Origin of the sequence: Mesorhizobium sp. M1B.F.Ca.ET.045.04.1.1 (assembly GCF_003952465.1) — a bacterium.
Lineage (GTDB): Bacteria > Pseudomonadota > Alphaproteobacteria > Rhizobiales > Rhizobiaceae > Mesorhizobium > Mesorhizobium shonense.
Window position 1 is genome coordinate 3,030,741 of sequence record NZ_CP034448.1, and the last position, 21,052, is coordinate 3,051,792.

25 protein-coding genes and 2 pseudogenes are annotated in these 21,052 nt (G+C 60.6%); 18 read left to right on the forward strand and 9 right to left on the reverse strand.

Features of this window, described 5'->3' with window-relative positions:
* Window positions 1-176: 176 nt before the first annotated feature.
* The 4 genes and pseudogenes from EJ071_RS14685 to EJ071_RS14700 form a co-directional block, all read left to right on the forward strand.
* Window positions 177-833 (forward strand): annotated as a pseudogene (locus tag EJ071_RS14685) (SDR family NAD(P)-dependent oxidoreductase); the annotation flags it as partial.
* Window positions 834-1,176: 343 nt separating this feature from the next.
* A complete protein-coding gene (locus EJ071_RS14690) occupies window positions 1,177-2,280 on the forward strand; it encodes a flavodoxin family protein (RefSeq protein ID WP_126098499.1) in 1,104 nt (367 codons plus the stop codon).
* 32 nt (window positions 2,281-2,312) lie between these two features.
* The gene (locus EJ071_RS14695; protein WP_348628143.1) at window positions 2,313-3,440 is read left to right on the forward strand and encodes a YihY/virulence factor BrkB family protein; all 1,128 of its coding nucleotides are present in this window, start codon (window positions 2,313-2,315) and stop codon (window positions 3,438-3,440) included.
* 242 nt (window positions 3,441-3,682) lie between these two features.
* Window positions 3,683-4,591: a hypothetical protein gene (locus EJ071_RS14700; RefSeq protein ID WP_126098500.1), complete on the forward strand. Its 909-nt coding sequence runs from the start codon at window positions 3,683-3,685 to the stop codon at window positions 4,589-4,591.
* 916 nt (window positions 4,592-5,507) lie between these two features.
* Here the strand turns inward: EJ071_RS14700 and EJ071_RS14705 are convergent.
* From EJ071_RS14705 to EJ071_RS14720, 3 genes are all read right to left on the reverse strand, one after another.
* Window positions 5,508-6,362 (reverse strand): PRC-barrel domain-containing protein, encoded by an 855-nt coding sequence (locus tag EJ071_RS14705; protein WP_126098501.1) that lies wholly within the window; start codon window positions 6,360-6,362, stop codon window positions 5,508-5,510.
* Window positions 6,363-7,186: 824 nt separating this feature from the next.
* Entirely contained in the window at window positions 7,187-7,390 is a 204-nt protein-coding gene (locus EJ071_RS14715) for a CsbD family protein (protein WP_126098502.1), read from the reverse strand.
* Between the two features lie 223 nt (window positions 7,391-7,613).
* Entirely contained in the window at window positions 7,614-7,985 is a 372-nt protein-coding gene (locus EJ071_RS14720; RefSeq protein WP_126098503.1) for a hypothetical protein, read from the reverse strand.
* Window positions 7,986-8,282: 297 nt separating this feature from the next.
* Here EJ071_RS14720 and EJ071_RS14725 point away from each other — a divergent pair, with 297 nt between their 5' ends.
* The 11 genes and pseudogenes from EJ071_RS14725 to EJ071_RS14770 all read left to right on the forward strand — a co-directional run bounded on the left by EJ071_RS14725 (window position 8,283) and on the right by EJ071_RS14770 (window position 14,827).
* Entirely contained in the window at window positions 8,283-8,528 is a 246-nt protein-coding gene (locus EJ071_RS14725) for a hypothetical protein (protein ID WP_126098504.1), read from the forward strand.
* A 53-nt stretch (window positions 8,529-8,581) separates the two neighbouring features.
* Window positions 8,582-8,803, forward strand: a complete 222-nt coding sequence (locus EJ071_RS14730) for a PAS domain S-box protein (RefSeq protein ID WP_245460241.1) — start codon at window positions 8,582-8,584, stop codon at window positions 8,801-8,803.
* Between the two features lie 196 nt (window positions 8,804-8,999).
* Window positions 9,000-9,242, forward strand: a complete 243-nt coding sequence (locus EJ071_RS14735) for a DUF982 domain-containing protein (protein ID WP_126098505.1) — start codon at window positions 9,000-9,002, stop codon at window positions 9,240-9,242.
* A gap of 333 nt (window positions 9,243-9,575) precedes the next feature.
* Entirely contained in the window at window positions 9,576-9,746 is a 171-nt protein-coding gene (locus EJ071_RS38495; RefSeq protein WP_189521476.1) for a hypothetical protein, read from the forward strand.
* A 64-nt stretch (window positions 9,747-9,810) separates the two neighbouring features.
* A complete protein-coding gene (locus EJ071_RS14740) occupies window positions 9,811-11,121 on the forward strand; it encodes a divalent metal cation transporter (RefSeq protein ID WP_126098506.1) in 1,311 nt (436 codons plus the stop codon).
* Window positions 11,122-11,844: 723 nt separating this feature from the next.
* Window positions 11,845-12,276, forward strand: coding sequence for a hypothetical protein (locus EJ071_RS14745; protein WP_126098507.1), 432 nt, complete (start codon window positions 11,845-11,847; stop codon window positions 12,274-12,276).
* Window positions 12,277-12,851: 575 nt separating this feature from the next.
* Window positions 12,852-13,136: a PRC-barrel domain containing protein gene (locus tag EJ071_RS14750; RefSeq protein WP_126098508.1), complete on the forward strand. Its 285-nt coding sequence runs from the start codon at window positions 12,852-12,854 to the stop codon at window positions 13,134-13,136.
* A gap of 9 nt (window positions 13,137-13,145) precedes the next feature.
* Window positions 13,146-13,343, forward strand: a pseudogene (locus tag EJ071_RS39440) (hypothetical protein).
* A 9-nt stretch (window positions 13,344-13,352) separates the two neighbouring features.
* The gene (locus EJ071_RS14760) at window positions 13,353-13,652 is read left to right on the forward strand and encodes a plasmid stabilization protein (protein ID WP_126098509.1); all 300 of its coding nucleotides are present in this window, start codon (window positions 13,353-13,355) and stop codon (window positions 13,650-13,652) included.
* Window position 13,653: 1 nt separating this feature from the next.
* Window positions 13,654-14,262, forward strand: coding sequence for an isochorismatase family cysteine hydrolase (locus tag EJ071_RS14765; protein WP_126098510.1), 609 nt, complete (start codon window positions 13,654-13,656; stop codon window positions 14,260-14,262).
* A 400-nt stretch (window positions 14,263-14,662) separates the two neighbouring features.
* The gene (locus EJ071_RS14770; RefSeq protein WP_082044297.1) at window positions 14,663-14,827 is read left to right on the forward strand and encodes a DUF3309 family protein; all 165 of its coding nucleotides are present in this window, start codon (window positions 14,663-14,665) and stop codon (window positions 14,825-14,827) included.
* A gap of 82 nt (window positions 14,828-14,909) precedes the next feature.
* On the opposite strand, the gene EJ071_RS40040 is transcribed toward EJ071_RS14770, so the two are convergent.
* Both EJ071_RS40040 and EJ071_RS14775 read right to left on the reverse strand, forming a co-directional pair.
* Window positions 14,910-15,035 carry a hypothetical protein gene (locus EJ071_RS40040; RefSeq protein WP_281058915.1) on the reverse strand — a complete coding sequence of 42 codons (126 nt, stop codon included), beginning with the start codon at window positions 15,033-15,035 and terminating at the stop codon, window positions 14,910-14,912.
* A 689-nt stretch (window positions 15,036-15,724) separates the two neighbouring features.
* Window positions 15,725-16,447 carry an excalibur calcium-binding domain-containing protein gene (locus EJ071_RS14775; RefSeq protein ID WP_245460242.1) on the reverse strand — a complete coding sequence of 241 codons (723 nt, stop codon included), beginning with the start codon at window positions 16,445-16,447 and terminating at the stop codon, window positions 15,725-15,727.
* Window positions 16,448-17,134: 687 nt separating this feature from the next.
* Here EJ071_RS14775 and EJ071_RS14780 point away from each other — a divergent pair.
* A complete protein-coding gene (locus EJ071_RS14780; protein ID WP_126098512.1) occupies window positions 17,135-17,959 on the forward strand; it encodes a Ku protein in 825 nt (274 codons plus the stop codon).
* On the opposite strand, the gene EJ071_RS14785 is transcribed toward EJ071_RS14780, so the two are convergent.
* From EJ071_RS14785 to EJ071_RS38500, 3 genes are read right to left on the reverse strand one after another with little or no spacing between them, the layout of a single operon-like run.
* Window positions 17,916-18,218, reverse strand: coding sequence for a hypothetical protein (locus EJ071_RS14785; RefSeq protein ID WP_126098513.1), 303 nt, complete (start codon window positions 18,216-18,218; stop codon window positions 17,916-17,918). The genes EJ071_RS14780 and EJ071_RS14785 overlap by 44 nt on opposite strands.
* Entirely contained in the window at window positions 18,215-18,508 is a 294-nt protein-coding gene (locus EJ071_RS14790) for a hypothetical protein (protein ID WP_126098514.1), read from the reverse strand. Before EJ071_RS14790 ends, EJ071_RS14785 begins: the two co-directional genes overlap by 4 nt.
* Window positions 18,509-18,518: 10 nt before the next feature.
* Entirely contained in the window at window positions 18,519-18,695 is a 177-nt protein-coding gene (locus EJ071_RS38500; protein ID WP_189521477.1) for a hypothetical protein, read from the reverse strand.
* Between the two features lie 79 nt (window positions 18,696-18,774).
* Between EJ071_RS38500 and EJ071_RS14795 the strand changes: the two genes are divergently transcribed.
* Window positions 18,775-19,095 (forward strand): hypothetical protein, encoded by a 321-nt coding sequence (locus EJ071_RS14795; RefSeq protein ID WP_126098515.1) that lies wholly within the window; start codon window positions 18,775-18,777, stop codon window positions 19,093-19,095.
* 68 nt (window positions 19,096-19,163) lie between these two features.
* Here EJ071_RS14795 and EJ071_RS14800 read toward each other — a convergent pair whose 3' ends face one another.
* Window positions 19,164-19,445, reverse strand: coding sequence for a GYD domain-containing protein (locus tag EJ071_RS14800; RefSeq protein WP_126098516.1), 282 nt, complete (start codon window positions 19,443-19,445; stop codon window positions 19,164-19,166).
* Window positions 19,446-19,740: 295 nt separating this feature from the next.
* Here EJ071_RS14800 and EJ071_RS14805 point away from each other — a divergent pair, with 295 nt between their 5' ends.
* On the forward strand, window positions 19,741-20,811 hold the full coding sequence (locus EJ071_RS14805; RefSeq protein ID WP_126098517.1) for a LuxR C-terminal-related transcriptional regulator: 1,071 nt from the start codon (window positions 19,741-19,743) through the stop codon (window positions 20,809-20,811).
* The last annotated feature ends 241 nt before the right edge of the window (window positions 20,812-21,052 follow it).

Sequence of the window (21,052 nt, forward strand, 5' to 3'; positions counted from 1 at the left end):
GATCGAATAGCAGCTACAACGACCGCCCGCATTTAACTTTGATGTAGCGCGCGCCCGTATGCGCCATGGTGACCGACCCGACAAAAGCCAACCTTTTCCACCGGCAGCCGTTGTTCCTCGAAAGGGAGATGACGATGCCGACCAGCACCTGATCGAAAACCGAGACCGCGAAGACGGTGCGCAGGCAGCGCGGCGTGCAGCGCAAGGTCGATGCCGCCGACCGCGTCAAGCCGAACGGCAAATCCAAATCGAAAGGCGCCATGCAGGCCGGCGCGCGCCAATATCCGGTGCCGCCATTTCCGAAGCAGCACCATGCAAAGCCGGGCGAGGAATGGGCGATCGTGCCGGCGCCGCTCTACGAGGCGCCGTTCTGGCAGGGCTCTGGCAAGCTGGCGGGCAATGTGGCGCTGATCACCGGCGGCGATTCCGGTATCGGCCGTGCCGTCGCGGTTCTCTTCGCACGCGAAGGCGCCGATGTCGCCATCGTCTATCTCAGCGAGCATCGCGACGCCAAGACGACGAAAGCGGCGGTCGAGGCCGAAGGCAGGCGCTGTATTATCCTTCGCGGCGATGTTGCCAGGCGCGCCTTCTGCCGCAAGGCGGTTGAGCGGACGGTGAAGGCTTTTGGCAGGCTCGACGTGCTCGTCAACAACGCCGCTTTCCAGGTGCACTCGGCCGATTTCGCCGACCTCACCGAGCAGCACTTCGACACCACGCTGAAGACCAATCTCTACGGCTATTTCCATATGGCGCAGGAAGCCGTGCCGCACATGAAGCCGGGATCGGCGATCATCAACACCGGCTCCGTCACCGGCATCGAGGGCTCGAAAGAGCGCTTGGTGGGGCGTGGCTTGAAACTTTTCAAGGTCAAGCGAGTTACCGTCCGGTAGTCCCGGACACCCGAACTACCTCCCACAATTGCCGCCCCGGTTTCTCCCATCCGGGGCGGTTTTTTCCTGCCTGGACGCGGCATCGACATGCCTTGCCGTATTGCCCGATCTTCGCGGTCCTGAAGCGCGGAACCATCAGGCTCTTGCCGAATTGACTTCGGCGGGCCGCGTCAGCCGGACCTGGTGGCAAAGAGAACAGGGTGGTTTTTCCGGCTTCATACCCTGGCCTAGAAAAGGCAGTCGAGCTCTTGTCCCACCCGGCCCGCTGCAATTCGGGCGAGGGCGCATGGCAAAGAGGGCAGATTTCAGCAAGGCAGGTCCTGAGCCGCGCAAAGGCATGCCGAGCCCGCGTCTCAGCGAAAGCGATTTCAAGGAACGCTATCGCAGGCAATTTTACGACCCGGCGTTCCGGCCGGAGGCGGATGCCATTGGCAGGCTCGCCGAGATTGCGTGGCAGGCCTACACCGAAGGACGCAAGAGCCCGATCACCAGAAAGGCAGGGCAGGGTTTTCACAATCCCGACTACGACCTCTCGGTCGAATGGATCGCCGCGCATGAGGCGGTCGAGGCCGCGAAACGCCGCTATGAAGACAAGGCCGCGCCATCTCGCATTCTTCTGATCAACGGCTCCTCGCGCAGCGAACACACCTGTCCCGGCGAAATGTCGAAAAGTTTTCGCCTCGTCGAGTTGGCCCGCACCGCCCTTGCAGCCAGGCGGGGCTTCTCGATCGAGATTCTCGACCTTGCGCGGCTCGCCTCCGAATACGGTCGCAGGATTTTTCCCTGCAAGGCGTGCTTCTCGACCGCGGCCGCGCTCTGCCACTGGCCGTGCTCCTGCTATCCCAACCATTCGCTCGGCCAGGTCAACGACTGGATGAACGAGATCTACCCGCTTTGGGTCGAGGCGCATGGCGTGATGATCGTTACGCCGGTGAACTGGTATCAGACGTCCTCACCGGTGAAGCTGATGATGGACCGCCTGGTCTGTGCAGATGGCGGCAATCCCGATCCATCACAGACGCAAGGCAAGGACGCGGCACTCGCCAAGAAGGTCGAGCTTGCCGGCTGGGACTATCCGCGCCATCTCGCCGGTCGACTGTTCTCCGTCATCGTACACGGCGACACCGAAGGTGCCGGGGAGGTGGGTCACAGTCTCGCCGACTGGCTGCGCTCGATGAAGCTCGATCCGGTCGGGGAGGCGGCCGAGCTTGACCGCTATATCGGCTACTGGAAACCCTATGCGACGAGCCACGACGAACTCGACGCCGACCACGCCGTGCAGGCGGAGGTTCGCAACGCCGCGCTGGCGCTTGCCGAGGCCATCGAAAAACGCCGGGCCGGATCATTTCAGACCACCGGAATCGGGCTCGAGGATCCGCGCCCGAAATAGCCAGCGGCGTGAATAGGCCGACGGTGAGAGATATGCAGCGCTGGTTCCAGGAAGCCTGGGTTCTGCTCAAGGAGAGCGTTGCCGGGTACCTCAACGACAACGCCCTGAGTCATGGCGCGGCGATGGCCTTCTATGCCACGACCTCGCTGGCGCCGATCCTTCTGATCGTCGTGGCGGTCGCGGGTATCGTCATCGGCAACGACGCCGCCCAACTCGCGCTCTCGGCCGAGTTCTCGGGCGTGATGGGGCCGCAGAGCGCCGATCTCCTCAAGGCGACGATCGAGACCGCCTCGCATCGCGGGTCCAGCACACTTGCCACCATCGTCGGGTTGATCGCGCTGCTTGTCACTGCCTCGGGCGTCTTCGGCGAGATGCAGCAGTCGCTGAACCAAATCTGGAAGGTCAAACCCGACGGCGTTTCGCTTTCGCGCCTGGTGCGGGCGAGGGCGGCGAGCCTCGGCCTGGTGGCGGCCCTTGGTTTCATGCTTCTGGTGTCGCTCGCCGCAAGCACCGCGATCTCGGCGTTGAGCGAGTATATCAACGAACGCCTACCGTTCGGCGAGTTGATCGTCAGCGCCGTCAACACCATTGTCTCCTTCGTGCTGATCGCGCTGCTCTTCTCGGCGATCTACAAGGTCCTGCCGGACCGCAGGCTCAAATGGCGCGACGTCGCGGTCGGTTCGGTCGTCACCGCGCTGCTGTTCACCATCGGCAAATCGCTCATCGGCTGGTATATCGGCACCAGCGCCATCGCCACCTCCTATGGCGCTGCCGGTGCGCTGATGGTGGTGCTGGTCTGGGTCTACTACTCGGCCCAGATTTTTTTTCTTCGGCGCCGAGATCACCCGAGCTTATTCGGTACGGAGCGGCAGCCGGCAGGACCTCGCGCCGCTAGTGGCGCCGTCTCGGAATCGATCAGCCCAGCAGGTTCAGCGCGGGTCCACGGTCGGCTCGCGGTCCGCGGTCTCCGACAGCGAGGTTCGCGGTTGGATCGTCTTCAGCAGTCTGATCACGCTGCTGGTCTCGCAGGTTTGGCGGCGGAGGGGTTGAGCTGCCCCCGGGGCGGTGAACGCAAGTCCGCCGTACTTCAGGTGGAACTAATACACGGCTTTGAAGTTTGGCTCTGCAGCGGCGCCGACTTGAGGACGCCGCATCTGTAGCGCGCTCGGGCCGAGAGCGCCGCGACGGTTGTTTGCGCGCGTCAGATCGGAAACCTGCAGCCGGTCCGTCTTATTCTTAGTTTGCCCACTAAACCTTTGGAACGAAAGCCCGTTCGCGGAATTGGTATTTCGTCTCAAGAATATAGGAGGTCTCTATGGGACGCGGTATATTGCTTTGGCTGCTCGGAGTTCCAATTCCGATTATCATCCTGCTCATGCTGTTCGCACGGTAGGAGCGTCAGATGAATTCCGCAGTTACTGACGTTGAAGTTTCCGCTCCGAGGGAATCTTCGTCATCCGCCGTGAACTGGGGCCCGATCATCGCCGGCGCCTTCGCGGCGTCGACGCTGACGGTGGTGCTGATGCTGATCGGCTCGGGGCTTGGGCTGACCATGGTTTCACCCTGGACCGGGGCAAGCGCATCGGCCACCACTTTCGCGGTTTCGGCAGCGGTGTGGCTGGTGATCGTGCAATGGCTCTCTGCCGGCCTGGGCGGCTATCTGACCGGTCGGCTACGGACGAAGTGGGTCGGCATTCATGACGACGAAGTCTACTTCCGAGATACGGCACACGGCTTCCTTGCCTGGGCTCTGGCAACGTTGCTCGTCGCTGGCGTTCTTGGTTCTGCTTTGTCCGCAACGGTTGGCGCTGGCGTGCAGGCTGCGTCCAATGTCGCGGCTGGCGCGGCGGCGGGCGCTTCGTCGGCGGCCACAAATGCGGCCGGAGCCACCGACAACAACAGCCTGGGCTATTTCGTCGATATGCTGTTCCGTCCCGCGGACACCGGTGCCGTCGCGCCGGCCGGGCAGAACGATGCCGGCGCAACGGCACAGGCAACACGCATCCTGGTGGTAAGCGCCGCCAAGGGCGAAGTGTCGGCCGATGACAAGGCCTACCTTGCGAAGCTGGTCGCCTCCCGCACCGGGCTTTCGCAGGCCGATGCCGCCAAGCGCGTCGACACGGTCATTGCAGGCATAGATGATGCCAAGAACAAGGCGAAGGCGGCTGCGGACACCGCCAGGAAGGCAAGCGCTACTTTCGCGCTGGTCGGCGCCCTGTCGATGATTGTGGGCGCTTTCATCGCCAGTGTCGCGGCAGCACTTGGTGGCAAGCAACGTGATGAAGACGAGGCACTCTTCGTTCGCGGCTGACAGCCTCACCCGTAATCTTGCCGCCCCTGAGCGGTTTGGTTTGATTGAAAACCGAACCGCTCACCTTGTCGAGCCAGCGCTCGAACTGGCGTTTCTGTCGATCCTCCTGGCGCTTTTGGATTTCGTAGGAAGAGGGAGCCGGCGGCAGGACGTGCCAGTGGTCGAGGTGGCGGCGCCTCCGCTCACTGGCGCTCACCAGACGCAGGTGAAACCGCCGCCCTGCAGGCAAAGCTCAACGAGATCACCGTCGCGCTCGATGTCCTAGCAAAGAGGTCGTCGGCCTCGAGTATAAATCGCCAAGACGATAAACTAGGAACTGAAGAACATCGAAGCCCGCGTCGCCGCGGTGACGGGCGCGAGAGCTTCCGAGCCTATATCGTAGAACGGCGAGGCGCGCGGCGGCTCGAGTTACCGGCAACACGATGCCTGGGTGGCAGGCCTATCGAAGCAGGGAGCGGCGTCGGCCATCCGCCTTTCCTTGGCTTTGACGCAGCGAGCGCGGAGTTCATCGACCTCGCCTTCCGTGAGATGCTCGATACCGATGAAGTCGTCTCGGCATGGCCCGAATGGATCAGCTCGTCGAGCTTGGCACGGCGGCGCCGTCGTGACCCTCACTTTCCAACGCGCCGGTAAGGTTGGTGTCGTCGGCGTGAAACCACATGGCCGGCACGTCAATATCAACCGCGCAAGATCGGCGGCAAACTGCCGCTACTGGCGAGCCGCGAACCCGCCTGGCCATCAGTCAATCCGGAGTCTCGTAAATTGCTCGGGCTTCCAGAGAGATCACCGGAGGCCGAGGAAGCTCAGTATAGCTATTATGATGACTATTGCTCCTACGAGCCAGATAAGATTGTTCATGGTTTCTCTCCCTGTTGAGCAACGCCCGGGTCGCAGCCGGCGCGGACGCATTTCGACCTCACTGCTTGACAATGATGCGCTGCTTGTCGCGGTTCTGAGCGTAGGTGCCCTTGTCGTAGGCCGTTTGTGCCTCCAACTGATCCTTGGTGAAATTCGTGTAGAGATACCGGTTGCCGTTCTTGTCGGTCATGAACTTGAGGTTCTCCATGCCGACTGCGACCTTCTTTTCGCCAATGCCGAGAAAGCCGCCGACGTCCACGATGATGGCATCGACCTTCTTGTCGCCGGTCAGGATGACATCGCCGATTTCGCCGACCTTCGCATCGTCCGCGCCATAGACATTGGTGCCGATTAGATTTGCCGCGCTGATCTTGTCGGACGGCATCGCGGTCAGCGTCGACTTGTCGATAGAGGCCGTCGCGGTCTGGTCCGTCTTGGCCGGGGCCGTTTGGTTGGCCGTGCTGGCGGCGGGCTGGGTGTTGTTGGATGCCGAGGCCGTCTCATAGGCCTTGATGTCGAAGTTGGGCTGAGCCTGAAGCTCTTCCTTCGTCGTCTTCGCGACCAGCCAGCGCTCGCCCTTCTTGTCGACCCATTCGATCTTGTTGAAATCGTAGGCCACATTCTTCTCGCCGACGCCGAGGACCCCGCCGACACCGATGACGATCAATTTAGCTTTGCCGCCCTTGTCGAGGACGATGTCGTTGACCTTGCCGATCTTCGTCGCGTCATCGGCCGTGCTGTCATAGACCGTCGCGCCCATAATCTTGGACACGAGGCTTCCATCGGTCACGGGCGCGACGACCGCGGCTTGGGAAGCCGGCTTGGTCTTGTCTTCAGCGTAGGCGCCGGCGGTGCAGAGCGCAGTCGACAGAAGCGCGGCGGTCGCCGCGGTCACCAATATCTTCGGGATCATGGTAGATTTCCTTGTGGTTGCCTGGTTGATGGACCGCCGTTCTTTTGCCGGCGTCGCTTTCGACCAACGGCAGTGATTGGCTTGTGTTCCGCGCCTGGGCCCACGGTCCAAGTCGGAGTAGACCGAAGTCCCATCAGGACGCTCAGGTGGCCCGTCGGAGTGGCGTTGAGCCCCCTGCCTCGCCTGGCAAGCGATCCCTGCAAGCCATGTCGAAATCAGCGCTTTTCGTGGGTGGGCCTTCTCGCCAACAGGGACGACGACCGGGAAGTACTAGAGCGCGAAGCCAAGGCGCTGGGCGCACGGTGACAAGGCGTTCTGATCTAGGCCCAATGATACCGGCAGGCGCAATGGCGGCCCGCTTTGAGAACGAAGCCGATTATTTTACCTGTGTCCGATCTGTGGGCAGCCGGTCGATATGCGGGATCTCAGGCAAGTGATGTGGCACGACAGGCCCGTGCACGATCGGTTAGACATAGACGCTCGCCATCATTCTTCGGCGATACCGGCACCCGGTTGCGGATGTGACTGTTGAAGTAGCGGCCCTTGGGCCGATCGCAACACGGCAAAGGTCTCTGCGGGACGTCCTCAAACTCATACAGTTTGTCCCTGGGCACGAACCACCCGCGCGCCTGCCCGCAGAGATCGATAGCTGTTGATGGCTATTGAGCGCGTGCGAGGCGCATTTGCCATGCATGACCACGGTTCCTACAGGCATGTTCTTACCTCGTCCCCATAGAAACGCCGCCCGCGGCGCGACCTCCGAGGCGGCTTACTTGCCCGCACAACGGCATCACCCCGGACGACCGCGGATAGTGCGTGAAGCGCTACCAACCTTGGCGGGCGTACCACTCATCGATGTCGCGGCGGACGCGGTCCTTCTCGATGCCATAGCGTTCCTGAATCTTGCCTTCGAGTTGGTCGCGCTTGCCGGCGATGCGGTCGAGGTCGTCGTCGGTGAGCTTGCCCCATTGTTCCTTGACCTTGCCCCTGACCTGCTTCCAGTTTCCTTCGACACGGTTCCAATCCATGGTGCGGATCTCCTTCGTTTGCATACGGACTAACGGCGGCGCTGCTTCGGAGTTCCTGACAAGGCGAGGGAACATTTAGACGCTACTGATATTTCTGTTGCAGCACGGCGCGCAGTCCCGCACCTCCGCGCAAGGCGTGCTGTGGATCGGGTATCCAGAGCCCGGTCGAGCCCGCCCCGGTGACCCCCGCCGGGGTGGGCATCTATTGAGAGATCGGCCAAGATCATGCTTTGCCAAGCGGCGAAGATCGCAGCGTGGTGCCGCTCGCCGGGCTGGAGTCCGTCGCTCCGTCTTTCGAATCCAAATGGAGCACCTGAAGGTGCGGCAGCCTCTGCTCGTTTAGCGCCTTTTCCAAATCGTCGCGGTTGTCGGCCGGACAGGCATCGGGCAGGTCGAGCGCGGTCAGCGCCTCATCGTCGAACTCAACGGCTGCGCCATAGACCTGAGCCATCTGCATCACCAGGCTCTCGATGTCTTCGCGTGCTACGTTCTCGTCGAGATTCTTGAGCCTAATCTCTTCCGACAGCCTGATGATGTCGACAACGCCGTTTTCCCACAAGGCGTGCTGGACCTTGCAATGGGCGTCGGTGCGCAACCGGTCGGAAAATCCTCGTGGCATCGGAAAACCCTCCTTTCGCGGACGGTTTATCTCTCTGCCGGCATAATGCGCCAACGTCACACCATTGGCAATCAAAAAATGCAAAAATCTGTAGATAAATCAATAAGTTAGCATAGTACCACAAATGTGGTTTCGCTATATGGTTAGTACCATTAGGGTCGCTCGCCTTTGGCGTTTGGCATCATCTTGACCTCATTTGAGCCGAGCCCTACTTGCACTAAAAATAAGTAAGATACTCATTCGTGGCATTATGGTCCGCTTAGGGAGGCTGGGATGGCTGAATTGGAGCGGCCGCAGAGGCTGCAGATCATGTTGACTGAAGAGGAACTGGCGGCAGTCGAGAACTGGCGCTTCGAAAAACGCATGCCGAGCCGTTCCGCCGCAGTGCGCGAACTTCTGCGCCGGGGGCTCGCGGCGGAGGGTTTCCTGACCGCCGAGACCGGCATGAAGTCGCAGGAGTTCGGTGTGCTGGGTGCCGAATGGGATAAGGCCGAAAATCCCGACCGTTCCGAGGCTTAGGCGCTTGCCGCGATTCCCAGTCGCGCTAGCTGTAAGCTTTCAGGGGTGAGGGCGTGGCGAGCTTCGAGACGCTGCGCAGGCGCAAGGACAGCTCACTGATTGCTGTTTCGGTCACGGTCTCGCCGATCAGGAACCTTTCCGGCGAGATAGTCGGCGCGTCTACGATCTCCCGCGACATCACCGCCGCCAAGGAGAGCGAGCGCCGCATCCGGCTCCTGATGCGCGAGGTCAACCACCGCGTGAAGAACCAGTTCGCGGTGATCCTGTCGATGTGAGGGAAACCAACAAGCGCTCCGCCAACCCTCTTCTGGTCACGTCGGATTGGCCAGGCGCCAGCCTGTTCGAAAGCGCTGCAACAAAGTCTGCAGTCGATCATTGATCTCTGGCAGTCCACGCTGGCTACTCCAGACCTCACTTCCGCCGGCAGTGGCCGGCGGATTGTTTTCGTTGCCTTGAATTCGCGAGTTGGCAATGCGGTCTTTCTCTTCTCCGGTCTATGTGAGGACCGACCGACTGGGCTTACGCTATGGGGTTGATCACGTTCAAAAGGCCGCCGAGCAGCTCCGCAAATGGTCAAAACGTGGTCCTAGTTGGCACAAGGCGATGATCCTTTGCCAGTCTGCCTTGGAGGGCGATCCGATCGACCCGCAGATCATACGAAAAGCTTTCCGGGCCGCGGCTAAGGAGGCCGACATGTTGTTCCCTTCCGATTAGGGCGCCGCCCCAGATCGAGATCTATTTGTCGAAAATATTCCAGGAACCAGCTGCCTTCAACCGCTGCCGATTTGGTATCCCCGATCAGCCAGCGTCCCTCGTCAGGAAGGACAGCGGGGGGTTGGCGATCCGCCTATTTAGAGCGCGCTTGCCCGACGCTGGGTGCGAAGTCGCCTGGAACTCGGCAGAGCAGTGCTGGGACTGCTCTTGCCATGGATCCATTTCGGCCCGGATGGGGCTGTTCTGAATGGCCCCGCTGTGCTTCCGCTGCAGCGGATCGACTCTCCGATGCGGGAGTAGTCTGGCTTTTCGATCTGTGACACGCCCGGCGGCATGCAGTTGGACTTTACCCGCCATGTCGCGACAGGCGGCGATATTGCGCATTCCATCTCGCAACGCGACCCGAGCGCCGTTATCGACCTCGACGCCGGCAATGGCGGCGTCACCCCGGCCATCCGCTTTAGCTATCGCCGAGCGCCACCAGGATCGATCTGGAACTACTAGCACCATGTCAGGTTTTGTTTGATGCGCGGTCATTGCATGGAGACTGAGTTCTTGGAGTAATGCGATGGGCGACATCGGCGCCGAAGTCCGCGAGAAACAGACAATTGGGCTGGCAAGAGGGCCATTTCAGCGATTTCTGCGCACAATTGGGCCCGGCGTTATTACGGGCGCTGCAGACGACGATCCTTCGGGTATCGGCACCTACAGCCAAGCGGGTGCTCAGCTTGGCTTCAATATTGGCTGGACAATGATTTTCACCTTTCCGCTCATGGCTGGGATCCAGGAGATAGCGGCGCGGATTGGTCGGACGACAGGCCGAGGTATCTCTGGAAACCTCTCTCGACACTATCCCGCAGAACTGATGTATTTTGTGGTCGCCTTGTTGTTCGGCGCCAATGTTATCAATATTGGCGCGGACCTCAGCGCGATGGCTGAGGCGCTCCGATTGCTGGTGGGTGGCCCCGGTTCGCTCTACGTGGTTGGGTTCGGCTTGGCATCTATTGCTGCGATCGTCTTTGTCGACTACAGCCGGTATGTCACGGTTCTGAAATGGACGACGCTCAGCCTCTTCGCTTACGTTGTGGCTGCGTTCATGGCACATATCCCCTGGGGAGAAGCGCTCAAAGGCATTTTCATCCCGCACGTAGAATGGAACGGGTCTTTTTTCACAACGGTTCTTGCTGTTCTGGGCACTACGATTTCCCCCTATCTGTTCTTCTGGCAGTCCTCGCAAGAGGTGGAAGAGGAGAAGGTGGACCCGAAAGCCAAGCCGTTGAAATGGGCGCCATGGCAAGCATCTGGCGCCTTCCAGCGTATTCGCGCAGACACCTTGGTCGGGATGGCATTTTCGAACCTGATAGCTATTGCGATCATCGTTACAACGGCCGCCACCTTGCACAAGGCGGGAGTGACTGAGATCAATTCCTCGACTGACGCTGCCAAAGCCCTGGAGCCAGTTGCAGGTAAGTTCGCGCTTATGGTCTTCGCGACCGGCATCATCGGCACCGGACTCCTTGCGGTGCCGATTCTCGCAGGTTCGGCTGCATTCGCCGTAGGTGAAGCGTGCCGTTGGCCGGTGGGGCTGGAGCGACAGCCCAAGGAGGCGATGGCGTTTTATACGACATTGGCTGCCGCGGCGATGCTCGGAATGGCTATCATCTTCATGTCGATCGATCCAATCAGGGCACTGTATTGGAGTGCTGTCACCAACGGCATTTGCGCGGTTCCGGTGATGGTCGTCATGATGCAAATGACGGGGCGCTCCGAAGTCATGGGCGAGTTTCCTGTGCAGGGTTGGCTGCGGGCTCTCGGTTGGCTCGCTACCAGCACGATGGTCTTGTCTATGGTTGGCCTCGCGCTCCAATGGATAGTTTGAAACGGCGCCAACTGAGTTCTCGCCCGCGCATATGGCCTTCTCGGTTCACTGAGAGTTGCCCCAAACTATCCTTCATCCGACTTGTCAGCCCCGCAATCTACATCTCAAAAAGGGGTTGTTATACTACTCCACGAATGCAACGTGGGGGTCGCTCCGGCTCACTGCATCCTTCGTTGCCGCAAGGGTTTGGGACCACGCCGTTACGATGCTCTTCTAGAAAGCTTGCGCTGCGGCAAGGTAGAGCGAGGCGACGGCATCCGCGACAAGCACGTCGGCGGTCTCCCGGACGATGCTTGACCGTCTCGGGTTCCGCACAGCAGGTTGTTCCTTTTCGCTCGTGACGAGGCATACCGCCATTGCCTGGCGCACAAGCAACCTCCCTCCGTTTTCCGCGTTGGAACATCCGAGGGCACCTTTAAGCTTCGGAGAATCCCATGAGAAAGCTTCTCTCTCCACCGCTGCGGCTATGCTGGTCGGCGGACCTTCGGCCCTTGCGCAATCGGCGGCAGTGGCGCCTTTTGCAAACAGCGCCAAGCTCGACACGGGCGACGTCCGTGAAGACCGTGTCCAGTGCCAGCGCGTTCGACATCGAGTCAAGCCAGCCCGAGCAATCGCATCAGTGAGGCACAGCAGTCTCCGATCTTACCAATGGGCTAAATCGAGGCCGTCGATGCTGTCGGGCAATCCTCGGATTGACGCGCGGCCTATCAATAGGAGTCAACCATGAGACATCAAACGCTAAATGAGCTGCAAGCAATTGCCGACGTTAACTCGCTAGGGCCAACGTCAACGATGACCAAAACGCAACGGATTGAGCGCTGGGCAGATCTTCTTGATAAACATCCCGTGCGAAGCCTCGGAATGCTGATCGGCACCGAATACTTGCCTGCGGAGGCCCGCGGGCTGGCACGGGCAGATGGTTCCCCCATTACCGTTGCATTCGAAGATCCTTTGCTGCGTGCTGCAGGTCTCAAAAATGACACTTATGGAGAGGCCAAGCGCTTCTTCGAACTCAGCGACTGGCAACTGCATGACATAGTCTGTAGTTGCCATGCTGGTACCCTGACAGAAGGCAAATCTGCCGCCGCGACGGTCCGCCGGAGCCTCAACGGGCGCAGATTTCTTGTTTGGCTAAGATATGTGCTCATGCACTGATGGATTGTCGCTGGAAACGACAGATCGGCGTTGTCGGGCGCGACGAGGATTACGACCAAGGGCGGTTGAACCGTCTGTTGAAATAGGCGGGTTTCAAATCGATGCGGCGTATACTCACTGATGCGAAGAACAACGCGCGAACAACGGCAATCGCCACAACCGCGGTTCTTGACATAAAATCTGCATGGGCCTGTGCCTTGATCACGGCATAGAAAAGTCGTCGCGGCTTCGGGACCGCCCAGGAGGTCTTCCAGGGATTGTGAGTTAGGGAAGACAACCCTAGACAAAACTCGCGGCTCTCGCACGGGCTTGTCCGAGGCAAGCATTGCTTCGGAACAGGCCGTGCATACCGGCAAAATTAGCAGTGCCGGCCACTCTCGAGGGCCTGCTGGCCGCGAGAATGCGGTTCACCGATAGCAAGCCTGTAGCAGACTCGCGCGATAGCACCGGTCGCTGAGATGCGCAGCCGGTCAATCGTTGCCCGCCACGCAATTGGTTCCTGTCGTCCCTTCGCAGGGTGGAACTGTTCTTCCCTCCGCCGGTTATTTGAATCTCATCCAGCGGAGATGCTACCCATGGACCACACAAATCACGTAAGGCTAACAAACGCCGAACTCACCCCGGACATCCTCGAAGGCGCAACCATCTACGGACCCGAGGACGAGAAGATCGGTTCTGTCGATCATGTCCACGGTAGCCAGGTCGTCATCGATGTCGGCGGCTTCCTCGGCATCGGCGCCAAGCCTGTTGCCGTTGCCGCAAACCAGCTCGACTTCATGCGCGACGAAGATGGTGACGTGCACGCCGTGACGTCATGGACGAAGGATCAACTCAAGAACATGCCGGAACACCGCGATTAGGAGGTCAATATGACTACGCCGCGCCACGGTGCTCCAGGCACCACCGAATAGAAACCGCGCTGGGAGGGCCCACCGGAAAACCGGCCTCCGGGCTATCTGCCTGCCAAAGACGATCCGGACGAAGATCGCGATGCCGCCGGCGAAAACCTCAAGGACCCCGACAAACGCGATCTCGGAGATGCGCTGAAAACGAAACGAAACAAATAGGAGGCACGCATGCCACGCGGAGACAAGTCGAAATACACCGACAAGCAGGAACGCAAGGCCGACCATATCGCCGAAGGCTACGAGAAGCGCGGCATTTCGGAAAAGGAGGCTGAGCGGCGCGCTTGGGCGACCGTCAACAAGGACGATGGCGGCGGCAAGAAGGAAGGCGGCTCCGGCAGTGGCAAGCACACCGGAAACGCAGCCGCCCATAAGGGCGGAAGGAAGGGTGGTGCTGCCTCAGCCAATCGCTCGGCCGCTGAACGCTCGGCGTCGGCAAAGAAAGCGGCGAGAACAAGAGCGCATCAATGACATGTCTGCGCCGGGACTGGCCTATGGTCCGTTGGGTGACAGGTGCGTGCATCTTTGCGTCGACATGCAGCGCCTCTTTGCCGAACCATCGCCGTGGGCGACGCCTTGGATCACCCGTGTCTTGCCGCGGATCGAAAGTCTTGTCGAACGGCGCGCCGCCCAGACCGTATTTACCCGTTTCCTCCCAGCTCGCAAACCAGGCCATGGCATCGGCACCTGGAAGCACTACTATCAACGATGGGCGTCAATGACCCTGGCGGAGATTGGCTTCGAAATGGCCGATCTTCTGCCGTCGCTGGCGCGGCACTGTCCACCCGCAGCCATTATCGACAAGCACATCTACTCGCCTTGGTTCGAGGGGAAGCTCACGAGTCTACTGACGGAGAGGAAAACTGACACGTTGGTGATCACCGGCGGCGAGACCGACGTATGTGTGCTCGCCACCGTGTTAGGAGCCATCGACTTCGGTTTCCGTGTGGTGCTGGTAACCGACGCGCTGTGTAGCTCGTCCGACGCCACCCATGATGCACTACTGACGGTCTATCACCAGCGGTTTGCACAGCAGGTCGAAACGGTGGAAATGGAGACGATCCTGTCAAGCTGGACTTGATGCAAGAGTCGAGATTCCGCCTGCCGGGCGGGCTCATTGCGAAACGTCTGGACACGTCAGTGCTTCATCGCTGATTTTTCTCTCAAATCCTCCCGGTTTTATTTCGTTCTTCTGACGGCTATGGTCTTTTTGCACGTTGCTTTTCCGTTCGGACTGACTGACGTGATCTCCTACGCCATGTTCGTCGCCGCTCCCTTTGGATCGTGCGCGCGTTCGCGTTGGCCGCTAGTGCCCTCGAGCGGACGACGCGGAGCGGGGATCCGCTGGCTGTGAGCGATCTAAGCGCTGCGTCAGGCCGGGTTTGCCGGAACAGAAGGGCCATTTCCGAGTTAATATTCTGATCAACAGTGGAGCAGTGCGCTCAGGATGCACAGCGCCCAAACAGAGAAAGAAAAGTCCCATGAGTCTCGGCGCAATTTTGATAGTTATACTGATTCTTCTATTGATTGGCGGCTTCAGTGGCCTCGGTGGCAGTCCCTTTTACGGCACCGGGTACTATGGGGGCGGTGGCTTGGGGTTGGTGTTGCTGATCATCATTATCCTGGTTTTCCTCGGTCGCCTGTAGCGAATTGGGCGAACCGAGCCTGGACGGGTTCACGCGACGTGTTTTGGATCTGTAGTCCTCCATCGGGGCACGCCGCAGGCGCTTAGCGGCACCGGCCGGAGAGCGCCACGACGAAGGCGATGCCGATCCAGGCGAGCGGTAGCAGGAAGGTCAGGTGGATGCGGATCTCGGTGCCGCCGACACGGAGGACCGGGTAGGACCACCGCATGATGTGACTCCGTCGGGTCGGGAAGCGGGCCACGCCCGCCGAGCATGCCCCCGTTTGCAGTCGCGTCAAGTGGCTGGTCACTCGATCGAGCGCGTGACTCCGGCCGGCCGTCATGCAGGAATTTCGGCCGCCGCACGCCATTTCCTCAAGAAGTCCTGGGGTATCACCCGGTGACTGCCTGCCGCTGCATCGTCTACGCAGCGCCCATTGCGAGGCACAGCACCGCGCGGTCCGCGCGCGACCGTGCGGGTGAATTCTTCCACTGGGCCAAGGGTGGTCGCCAAGGTCGCCCGACAGAGGCCGTGGGCGAAAATGGATATCGATTTCGTGCGTATGATCGCGGCCGAGCGAGAGGACCGAAGGGGTTGAAGCTTGTTACCTCGCGCTTGCGCGGTGCGGCCGGCAAGGGCGGGCGAGGCGCAAGCAGTGGCGCGGGGCGACCTGGCGCTATCTCAGTGACGCTCGCTACCTTCCCGAACCCGTTCTCCGCGCCGCGATCACCTCGGATTCGACCGTCATTCTCCCGGCGGCCTAATCGCTGGGAGAATGACGACAGCGCGCTGTTCGCCGGCAGATCGCTCGCGCCGAGCACCATGCTCAACCCTTGCCGCCGCTCAAGCTAGACAGAGGTGCCGTGATAACGATCCTGAGCTGGCTACCATTTTTCCGATGAAAGGCTCCTGATACTTTCAGCATAGCGTCTCGCACGCCACGCCGTCGCCGTCCCGATCCAGCTTACCGCCCCATGAGCAATTCTGCAGATACCATTGGGCCTCATCGCAGGAACTGATCTGCTTGCATGTCCGCCGCGGCTCGCACAAATAGCCACTCTGCGCGACCAGCTTGCGGCTCATGATGCCAAGCGGTTGGCTCGACGGTGCCGCGCCGTCGGGAGGCGATGCGCGCCAGTCCCATGGCGCCTCGAACCTCCCAACCCACATGCCAACCTGCGCCGCCTGCGCTTTCGCCTGCTGCGCCGCATAGGCGCCGTGGCTGTAGCGGGGCCAGTCCAGCGCTTGGCCGTGATCGACCATCCATTCCGCCACGCTGGCGCCGTCGGCGCGCCGGCAGTCGCCGACGAACCGGTGATAGCGATCCCAGGTCACGAACGTGCACTGCACCGGCCTCGAGGCGGCCAGAAACCCCTCAAGCGCCTCCGCCGAGTGCCGGCCGCAGGGATATTCGAAGCCCTTGGCGTCGTCGCAATATTGCTTGCTCTCCGGCGCGTCGATGCCGTTGAAACGGATGCGCTGCCCGTGGATCTCGATCGTGTCGCCGTCGATGACGGACGCGATCCCGGTGATCGGCTGCGGCTTCGGTCCGATCAGATTCGACAGGTTGAGCTCGGGCAGGCTGTCGCTGTGCTGCATGGCTGTTTGAGCGGCCAGCACGCCGGCCGTGGCGACAGTCACGAAGATCAGTCGCCGCGGAACGCTCGCCCAATGCAAAGCCCGCGACCGCTTTGCGCCGGTGCGCTTGCGCCACTGTTCAGACCGATTGTCGTGCCGTGATCTGTCCAAGCCCCGCCCCTCTAGCAACAGCATGAGGCAAATATTGACCGTTGTCTACATAATGACCCGGCACCATCAGACTTGGGTCGCATCGCAAGCAGACTGTTGCGTCATTTTTCTGGGCGTACCGCCGAAGTATTGTTCAGCGATCAACAGACCGAAGCCGGGGGGCTTTGTCATGATGTACGTCGTCAGTGCATTCGAAACTTGGTATTGGCAACCCGTCCTCGCAACGAAGAATGCCGCTGAGGCATTGGCGCTCGCTGAAGAGATTGGTCAAAGGGGACGCCTCGAACAGAAGCCGGAACCAGATGCGCCTCGGGCTACCACGGGGCGGCGAACCGGTCAGATCCCGCCAGCCAACGATCAGTGAGCGCACACTTTCGTAAGGGACGGGGTTGAACTCAAACGTTCTAACCAGGGTGCCGTGACCCCCTAAGCATTGCGATGATATCAAGGGCCTCCTGCCGCTTGAACGGTCCAATGGTGGCCCCTAAGCTTAAGGATTTCCGGGAAGAAAACTAGCAGTCGGGAACCACGGTCGGCGCCAGATGTTCCTGGTGATCAGAACGATGACGGGAATGGCACATGGCGGCCCCACGCGCAGTCTGGAAGGGTTTCCTTAAGGTCGGTTCGGTTTCTTGCGGCGTCAAGCTCGTCGGGGCGACCAGCGAGGCCGGAAGAGTCCACTTCAAGATCCTCAATCGAGAGAACGGGCTGCCCGTCAAGAGCGCCTACGTCGATGAAGAGACCGGCGACGTCGTTCCGTCGGAAGACCAGATCAAAGGGTACGAGGCGGACAAGGGCGATTTCATCGAAATCGAGCCCGACGAGATCAAAAAGCTGAAGCTGACCTCACAACACACGCTTGAAGTAAGCGAGTTCGTCGCCATTGAGGACATCGACACGCGCTACCTCGAAAAGCCCTATTATGTGATTCCTGCCGATGGCGCGGCGTTGGAAGCCTTCACCGTGCTGCGCGAGGCAATGGCAAAACAGCAGGTCGCGGCGAGATCGTGCGTCGTCCTCTATCAGCGCGGCCGGGAAGTCGTTATCCAGCCCTTCGGCAAAGGCATGCTACTGACTGAGCTGCGCACCCACAACGAGATGGTCTCCGAAAGCAGCGTATTCGATGACCTAAAAAGGCCGAAATACGACAAGGATCTCTTGGAGATCGCCGAACTGCTGATCGATAAGAAGGTGACCAAATTCGATCCGTCGAAATTCGAGGACACCTACGAAGACGCGCTCCTTGCCATGATCGATGCCAAGCGCAAGGGCAAGAAGCCGCCAAAGCCCGCGCCTCAGCCAAAAGAGAACGTCGTCAATCTCGCTTCCGTGCTTCGAAAGAGCTTGGAAAAGGAAGGCATCAAACGCCACCCCAAAGCAAAGGCTGGGCGCAAATCGGCGTAACTGGCGAAGCAGATAAGACTGCCTTTCCCGCTCGCATCATCGCCCGCGCGATAGCCAGTTCTGCCTCGACCCTAGCTTTTTCCTTCTGGGTCATGTTGTCCGCGGCGATCAGGCGCCGCAGGGCACGCACCACCTCGCCGCGCGTCCAACCCGCCTCCAGCATGCAATCGACGATTGCCTGAAAACCTGGCTCCATCGCTTCTTGGCAGTCAACCTCGCGGTCGGCGTATTCGCCGTCGTGCCTTGGTGCGTTGATCATGCGTTGCCGTCCACCGCGCTTTCTGCGTCCAACTGGTGCGGCACCGGCAGATAGGCGTTGGCTACCAGCCACTCGCCAACGATCGTTTCCACGAGATCGAGCTTGGTCTTGTCCATCTCGGCGGCCAGGCCGTTCAGCACCTCGTCGGTGTTCGGATCGAGGCTGAGCCCGCCGACGTTTCTGAGCAGCAGCGCGGCCCTGCGCAGCAGCACTTGCAAATCGGCCCGCGAAGTGTCTGCGATATGGTCGGCAGCACTCTCCAGTTCATGCACGAATTGATGACGGGACATCGGTCGCTCCCTACAGGAATTGCTCACCTTCGCAGCGATGCTCGAAGCAGAACCAATGCGGCGCCTGCTTCGGCTTGGCGAAGCCCCAGCCGGCATCCTTGCTGCAGCCGTCGTGCTCGCAAAAGTGGTGCTGCACGCCTGCCAGCGTGGCGTATTCGGACTTGGGCAGTCTGATTTCGTCGCTCATGGGCAACAGTGAACGAAATGAGAACAAAAGTGTCAAGCGGCCCCTTGACCGGACAGGGATATGTTCTCAATTCGAATGCATGCCCGAGCAACCGGAGAAGTGGCCGAGAGGCGCCGCCTGGACCCTGACGCATGCCCATGACGCGGGGCAGGTGGCGGGCATCCGCTGCGCGCGCTGCAATATCACGCGCTACTACAAGCCGCTCGAGCTGCGGGAGGTGATCGGCAACGTCACCATCGACGAGGTTAGGGACAAGGTCCGCTGCCAACAGTGCAAGAGCCGGGAGTGGATGAGCGCGCAGCTATTCCACCCGACCGGGGAGCAGGCCCACACGATCCGCTTCCGGCGCCTGGTGCAGATTCGGTGGGAGAAGCGTGTGATCTGGCAGGATGAGACATAGGCTGAAAGGCGCCGAGCACAAAGCCCGGCGCCAGCTTCAATCACCCGCGCACGCTGGCAACATGGCCGTCAGACCATCTTCGCCAATATCTTGGTCATATCTGTCGTATCGAACGCCCTCAGCGTCTCAGTTCTGATGTTGCCCATTGATGCGATTGATAGGGATAGGGCGGTCGCATCGGCTTCGGCAATTGCCACGACATCGTGTTTGCCGTGCGTACACAACAGAGTGTGAGCCTTGACCCCGCTTTTGCTGGCCATTGCCTTGAAGGCCTCAGCACGCTTCTGGGTGTCCTTTATGGTCCTCAGACCTTGATCGGTGAAATTCGACAGTAATACGCAATGAGCTATTGATTCCTCCCAAAGATGGGAACGGGCGGGCGCTCACGGCGCGGCCGCCGTTTCCCGGAACGACGACAACACGAGCGCGGGAACACGAACCACCGGCGGTCATGAACGACAACCGCACGCCTTGGCGCGGAACAGATGAGCAAGCCCGTCCTTTAGTCCCAATCCTGATTCGGGGACGTCTTCGAAAATTTTCAGGCACTTTGTCCCTAGGCCGCGGATGCATGGCACAGTGGCATCGAATTTGTTAGCGTACCCGTTCGCAGCACAAAAAACAGGCTGCACAAGATGAGTGCAAATGCTCACAGAAATTGTCGATGCGCTTTATGAAGCCGCGTTCATAGCGGAAAAATGGCCCGCTGTTCTCGAGCAGATCACCAATGCGTCGGCATCGAAAGGCGGTGCGCTCTTCGTTTTCGCGGATAGCGCGCCGGTTCGCGGAAAGGCCGTCGCATGGCTGCAGGATTTGATGAGCGAGTTCCTGCAGGACGAAAGCCTGCGCTTGTCCACCGCGGCAGCGCGTATGGGCACCGTCCGGCCCTCCAGCTTCGTGGATGTAGACAGATTCATGACGGCCGACGAGGTACGGGACGACCCGATACGCGTCCGGTTGCGCGCACGTGGCCTGGGCGTGAATGCCTGCGCAGCCATCCCCATGCCCAGCGGTGAGCTCGCAATGTTTGTTTTCCAGCGCGGGCTGGACGAAGGGGGCTACGACGAGCGGCAACTTGAAGTTCTTGATCGGATGCGGCCCGACATGGCGCGCGCCACGCTCGCGGCCGCGCGGCTTGGCCTCGTGCAGGCGCGCGGCGCCGTCGATGCCTTGGCCAAGATCGGGCTTCCGGCCGCCGTTCTCGCCGCCAACGGCCGTGTCCGGGTGACCAACGGCCTGTTCGATCGCGAGAAGTCGCTGTTCCTGCCGACGGCATTCGGCGGCGTCGCCGTCGCCAACTCTGAGAGCAACCGCCTGTTCCAGGCCGCGCTGCAGGCCGTGCGTGGCGGACTGCCCCCGCGATCCATCCCAGTGCGCGGCACCCCGCCGGCGGTGGTCCACGTCCTTCCGCTCAAACGGAGCGCGCATGACCTTTTCGAAGGAGGTGATCTGATCGTCGTCGCGACGGCGATCTCGGCAAGCGCTCTGGTACCGTCCCCGACCATCTTGACGGGCCTCTTCGATCTCACACCTGCCGAGGTAAATCTTGTGACCGCGTTGGCCAAGGGACATAGCCTCAAGGCGGCGGCAGCTGAAGCTGGCCTGCAATTCTCCACCGTGCGCACTTACCTCAATCGTATTTTCCGCAAGACCGGAACAAACCAGCAAAGCCAGCTGGTTGCCCTCATGAAGTCGGCACACCCGCTGCCGCGCTGACCGAGGCTCCCAAGGGCCAACCCTTCGAACGCGCACCATCGCTCTCTATCATCATATGATGATAGGCGACCCATGGTTTTCACGGCAATTTCTTCTGCGGTGCCTGATGCTGTCCCGCAGACGAAAGCGACGCCGCAATTCGTCTGCCAAGCATGGCCCGTCGGCAAGGGGCATGGAGATGCTGGCAAGCATTGTCCGCGGTTCACAATCTGTAGAGAGCCTGCTGACGCGGGACCGCACT

Coding starts and splice junctions, on each gene's coding strand:
- EJ071_RS14765 (WP_126098510.1), top strand. CDS start 13,654: ATGTCTGCGCCGGGACTGGCCTATGGTCCGTTGGGTGACAGGTGCGTG.
- EJ071_RS14795 (WP_126098515.1), top strand. CDS start 18,775: ATGCCCGAGCAACCGGAGAAGTGGCCGAGAGGCGCCGCCTGGACCCTG.
- EJ071_RS14745 (WP_126098507.1), top strand. CDS start 11,845: ATGAGACATCAAACGCTAAATGAGCTGCAAGCAATTGCCGACGTTAAC.
- EJ071_RS14770 (WP_082044297.1), top strand. CDS start 14,663: ATGAGTCTCGGCGCAATTTTGATAGTTATACTGATTCTTCTATTGATT.
- EJ071_RS38500 (WP_189521477.1), bottom strand. CDS start 18,695: ATGAGCGACGAAATCAGACTGCCCAAGTCCGAATACGCCACGCTGGCA.
- EJ071_RS14760 (WP_126098509.1), top strand. CDS start 13,353: ATGCCACGCGGAGACAAGTCGAAATACACCGACAAGCAGGAACGCAAG.
- EJ071_RS14790 (WP_126098514.1), bottom strand. CDS start 18,508: ATGTCCCGTCATCAATTCGTGCATGAACTGGAGAGTGCTGCCGACCAT.
- EJ071_RS14700 (WP_126098500.1), top strand. CDS start 3,683: ATGAATTCCGCAGTTACTGACGTTGAAGTTTCCGCTCCGAGGGAATCT.
- EJ071_RS14785 (WP_126098513.1), bottom strand. CDS start 18,218: ATGATCAACGCACCAAGGCACGACGGCGAATACGCCGACCGCGAGGTT.
- EJ071_RS14695 (WP_348628143.1), top strand. CDS start 2,313: ATGCAGCGCTGGTTCCAGGAAGCCTGGGTTCTGCTCAAGGAGAGCGTT.
- EJ071_RS40040 (WP_281058915.1), bottom strand. CDS start 15,035: ATGCGGTGGTCCTACCCGGTCCTCCGTGTCGGCGGCACCGAGATCCGC.
- EJ071_RS14690 (WP_126098499.1), top strand. CDS start 1,177: ATGGCAAAGAGGGCAGATTTCAGCAAGGCAGGTCCTGAGCCGCGCAAA.
- EJ071_RS14750 (WP_126098508.1), top strand. CDS start 12,852: ATGGACCACACAAATCACGTAAGGCTAACAAACGCCGAACTCACCCCG.
- EJ071_RS14715 (WP_126098502.1), bottom strand. CDS start 7,390: ATGGATTGGAACCGTGTCGAAGGAAACTGGAAGCAGGTCAGGGGCAAG.
- EJ071_RS14735 (WP_126098505.1), top strand. CDS start 9,000: ATGCGGTCTTTCTCTTCTCCGGTCTATGTGAGGACCGACCGACTGGGC.
- EJ071_RS14740 (WP_126098506.1), top strand. CDS start 9,811: ATGGGCGACATCGGCGCCGAAGTCCGCGAGAAACAGACAATTGGGCTG.
- EJ071_RS14705 (WP_126098501.1), bottom strand. CDS start 6,362: ATGATCCCGAAGATATTGGTGACCGCGGCGACCGCCGCGCTTCTGTCG.
- EJ071_RS14725 (WP_126098504.1), top strand. CDS start 8,283: ATGGCTGAATTGGAGCGGCCGCAGAGGCTGCAGATCATGTTGACTGAA.
- EJ071_RS14805 (WP_126098517.1), top strand. CDS start 19,741: ATGCTCACAGAAATTGTCGATGCGCTTTATGAAGCCGCGTTCATAGCG.
- EJ071_RS38495 (WP_189521476.1), top strand. CDS start 9,576: ATGCAGTTGGACTTTACCCGCCATGTCGCGACAGGCGGCGATATTGCG.
- EJ071_RS14780 (WP_126098512.1), top strand. CDS start 17,135: ATGGCGGCCCCACGCGCAGTCTGGAAGGGTTTCCTTAAGGTCGGTTCG.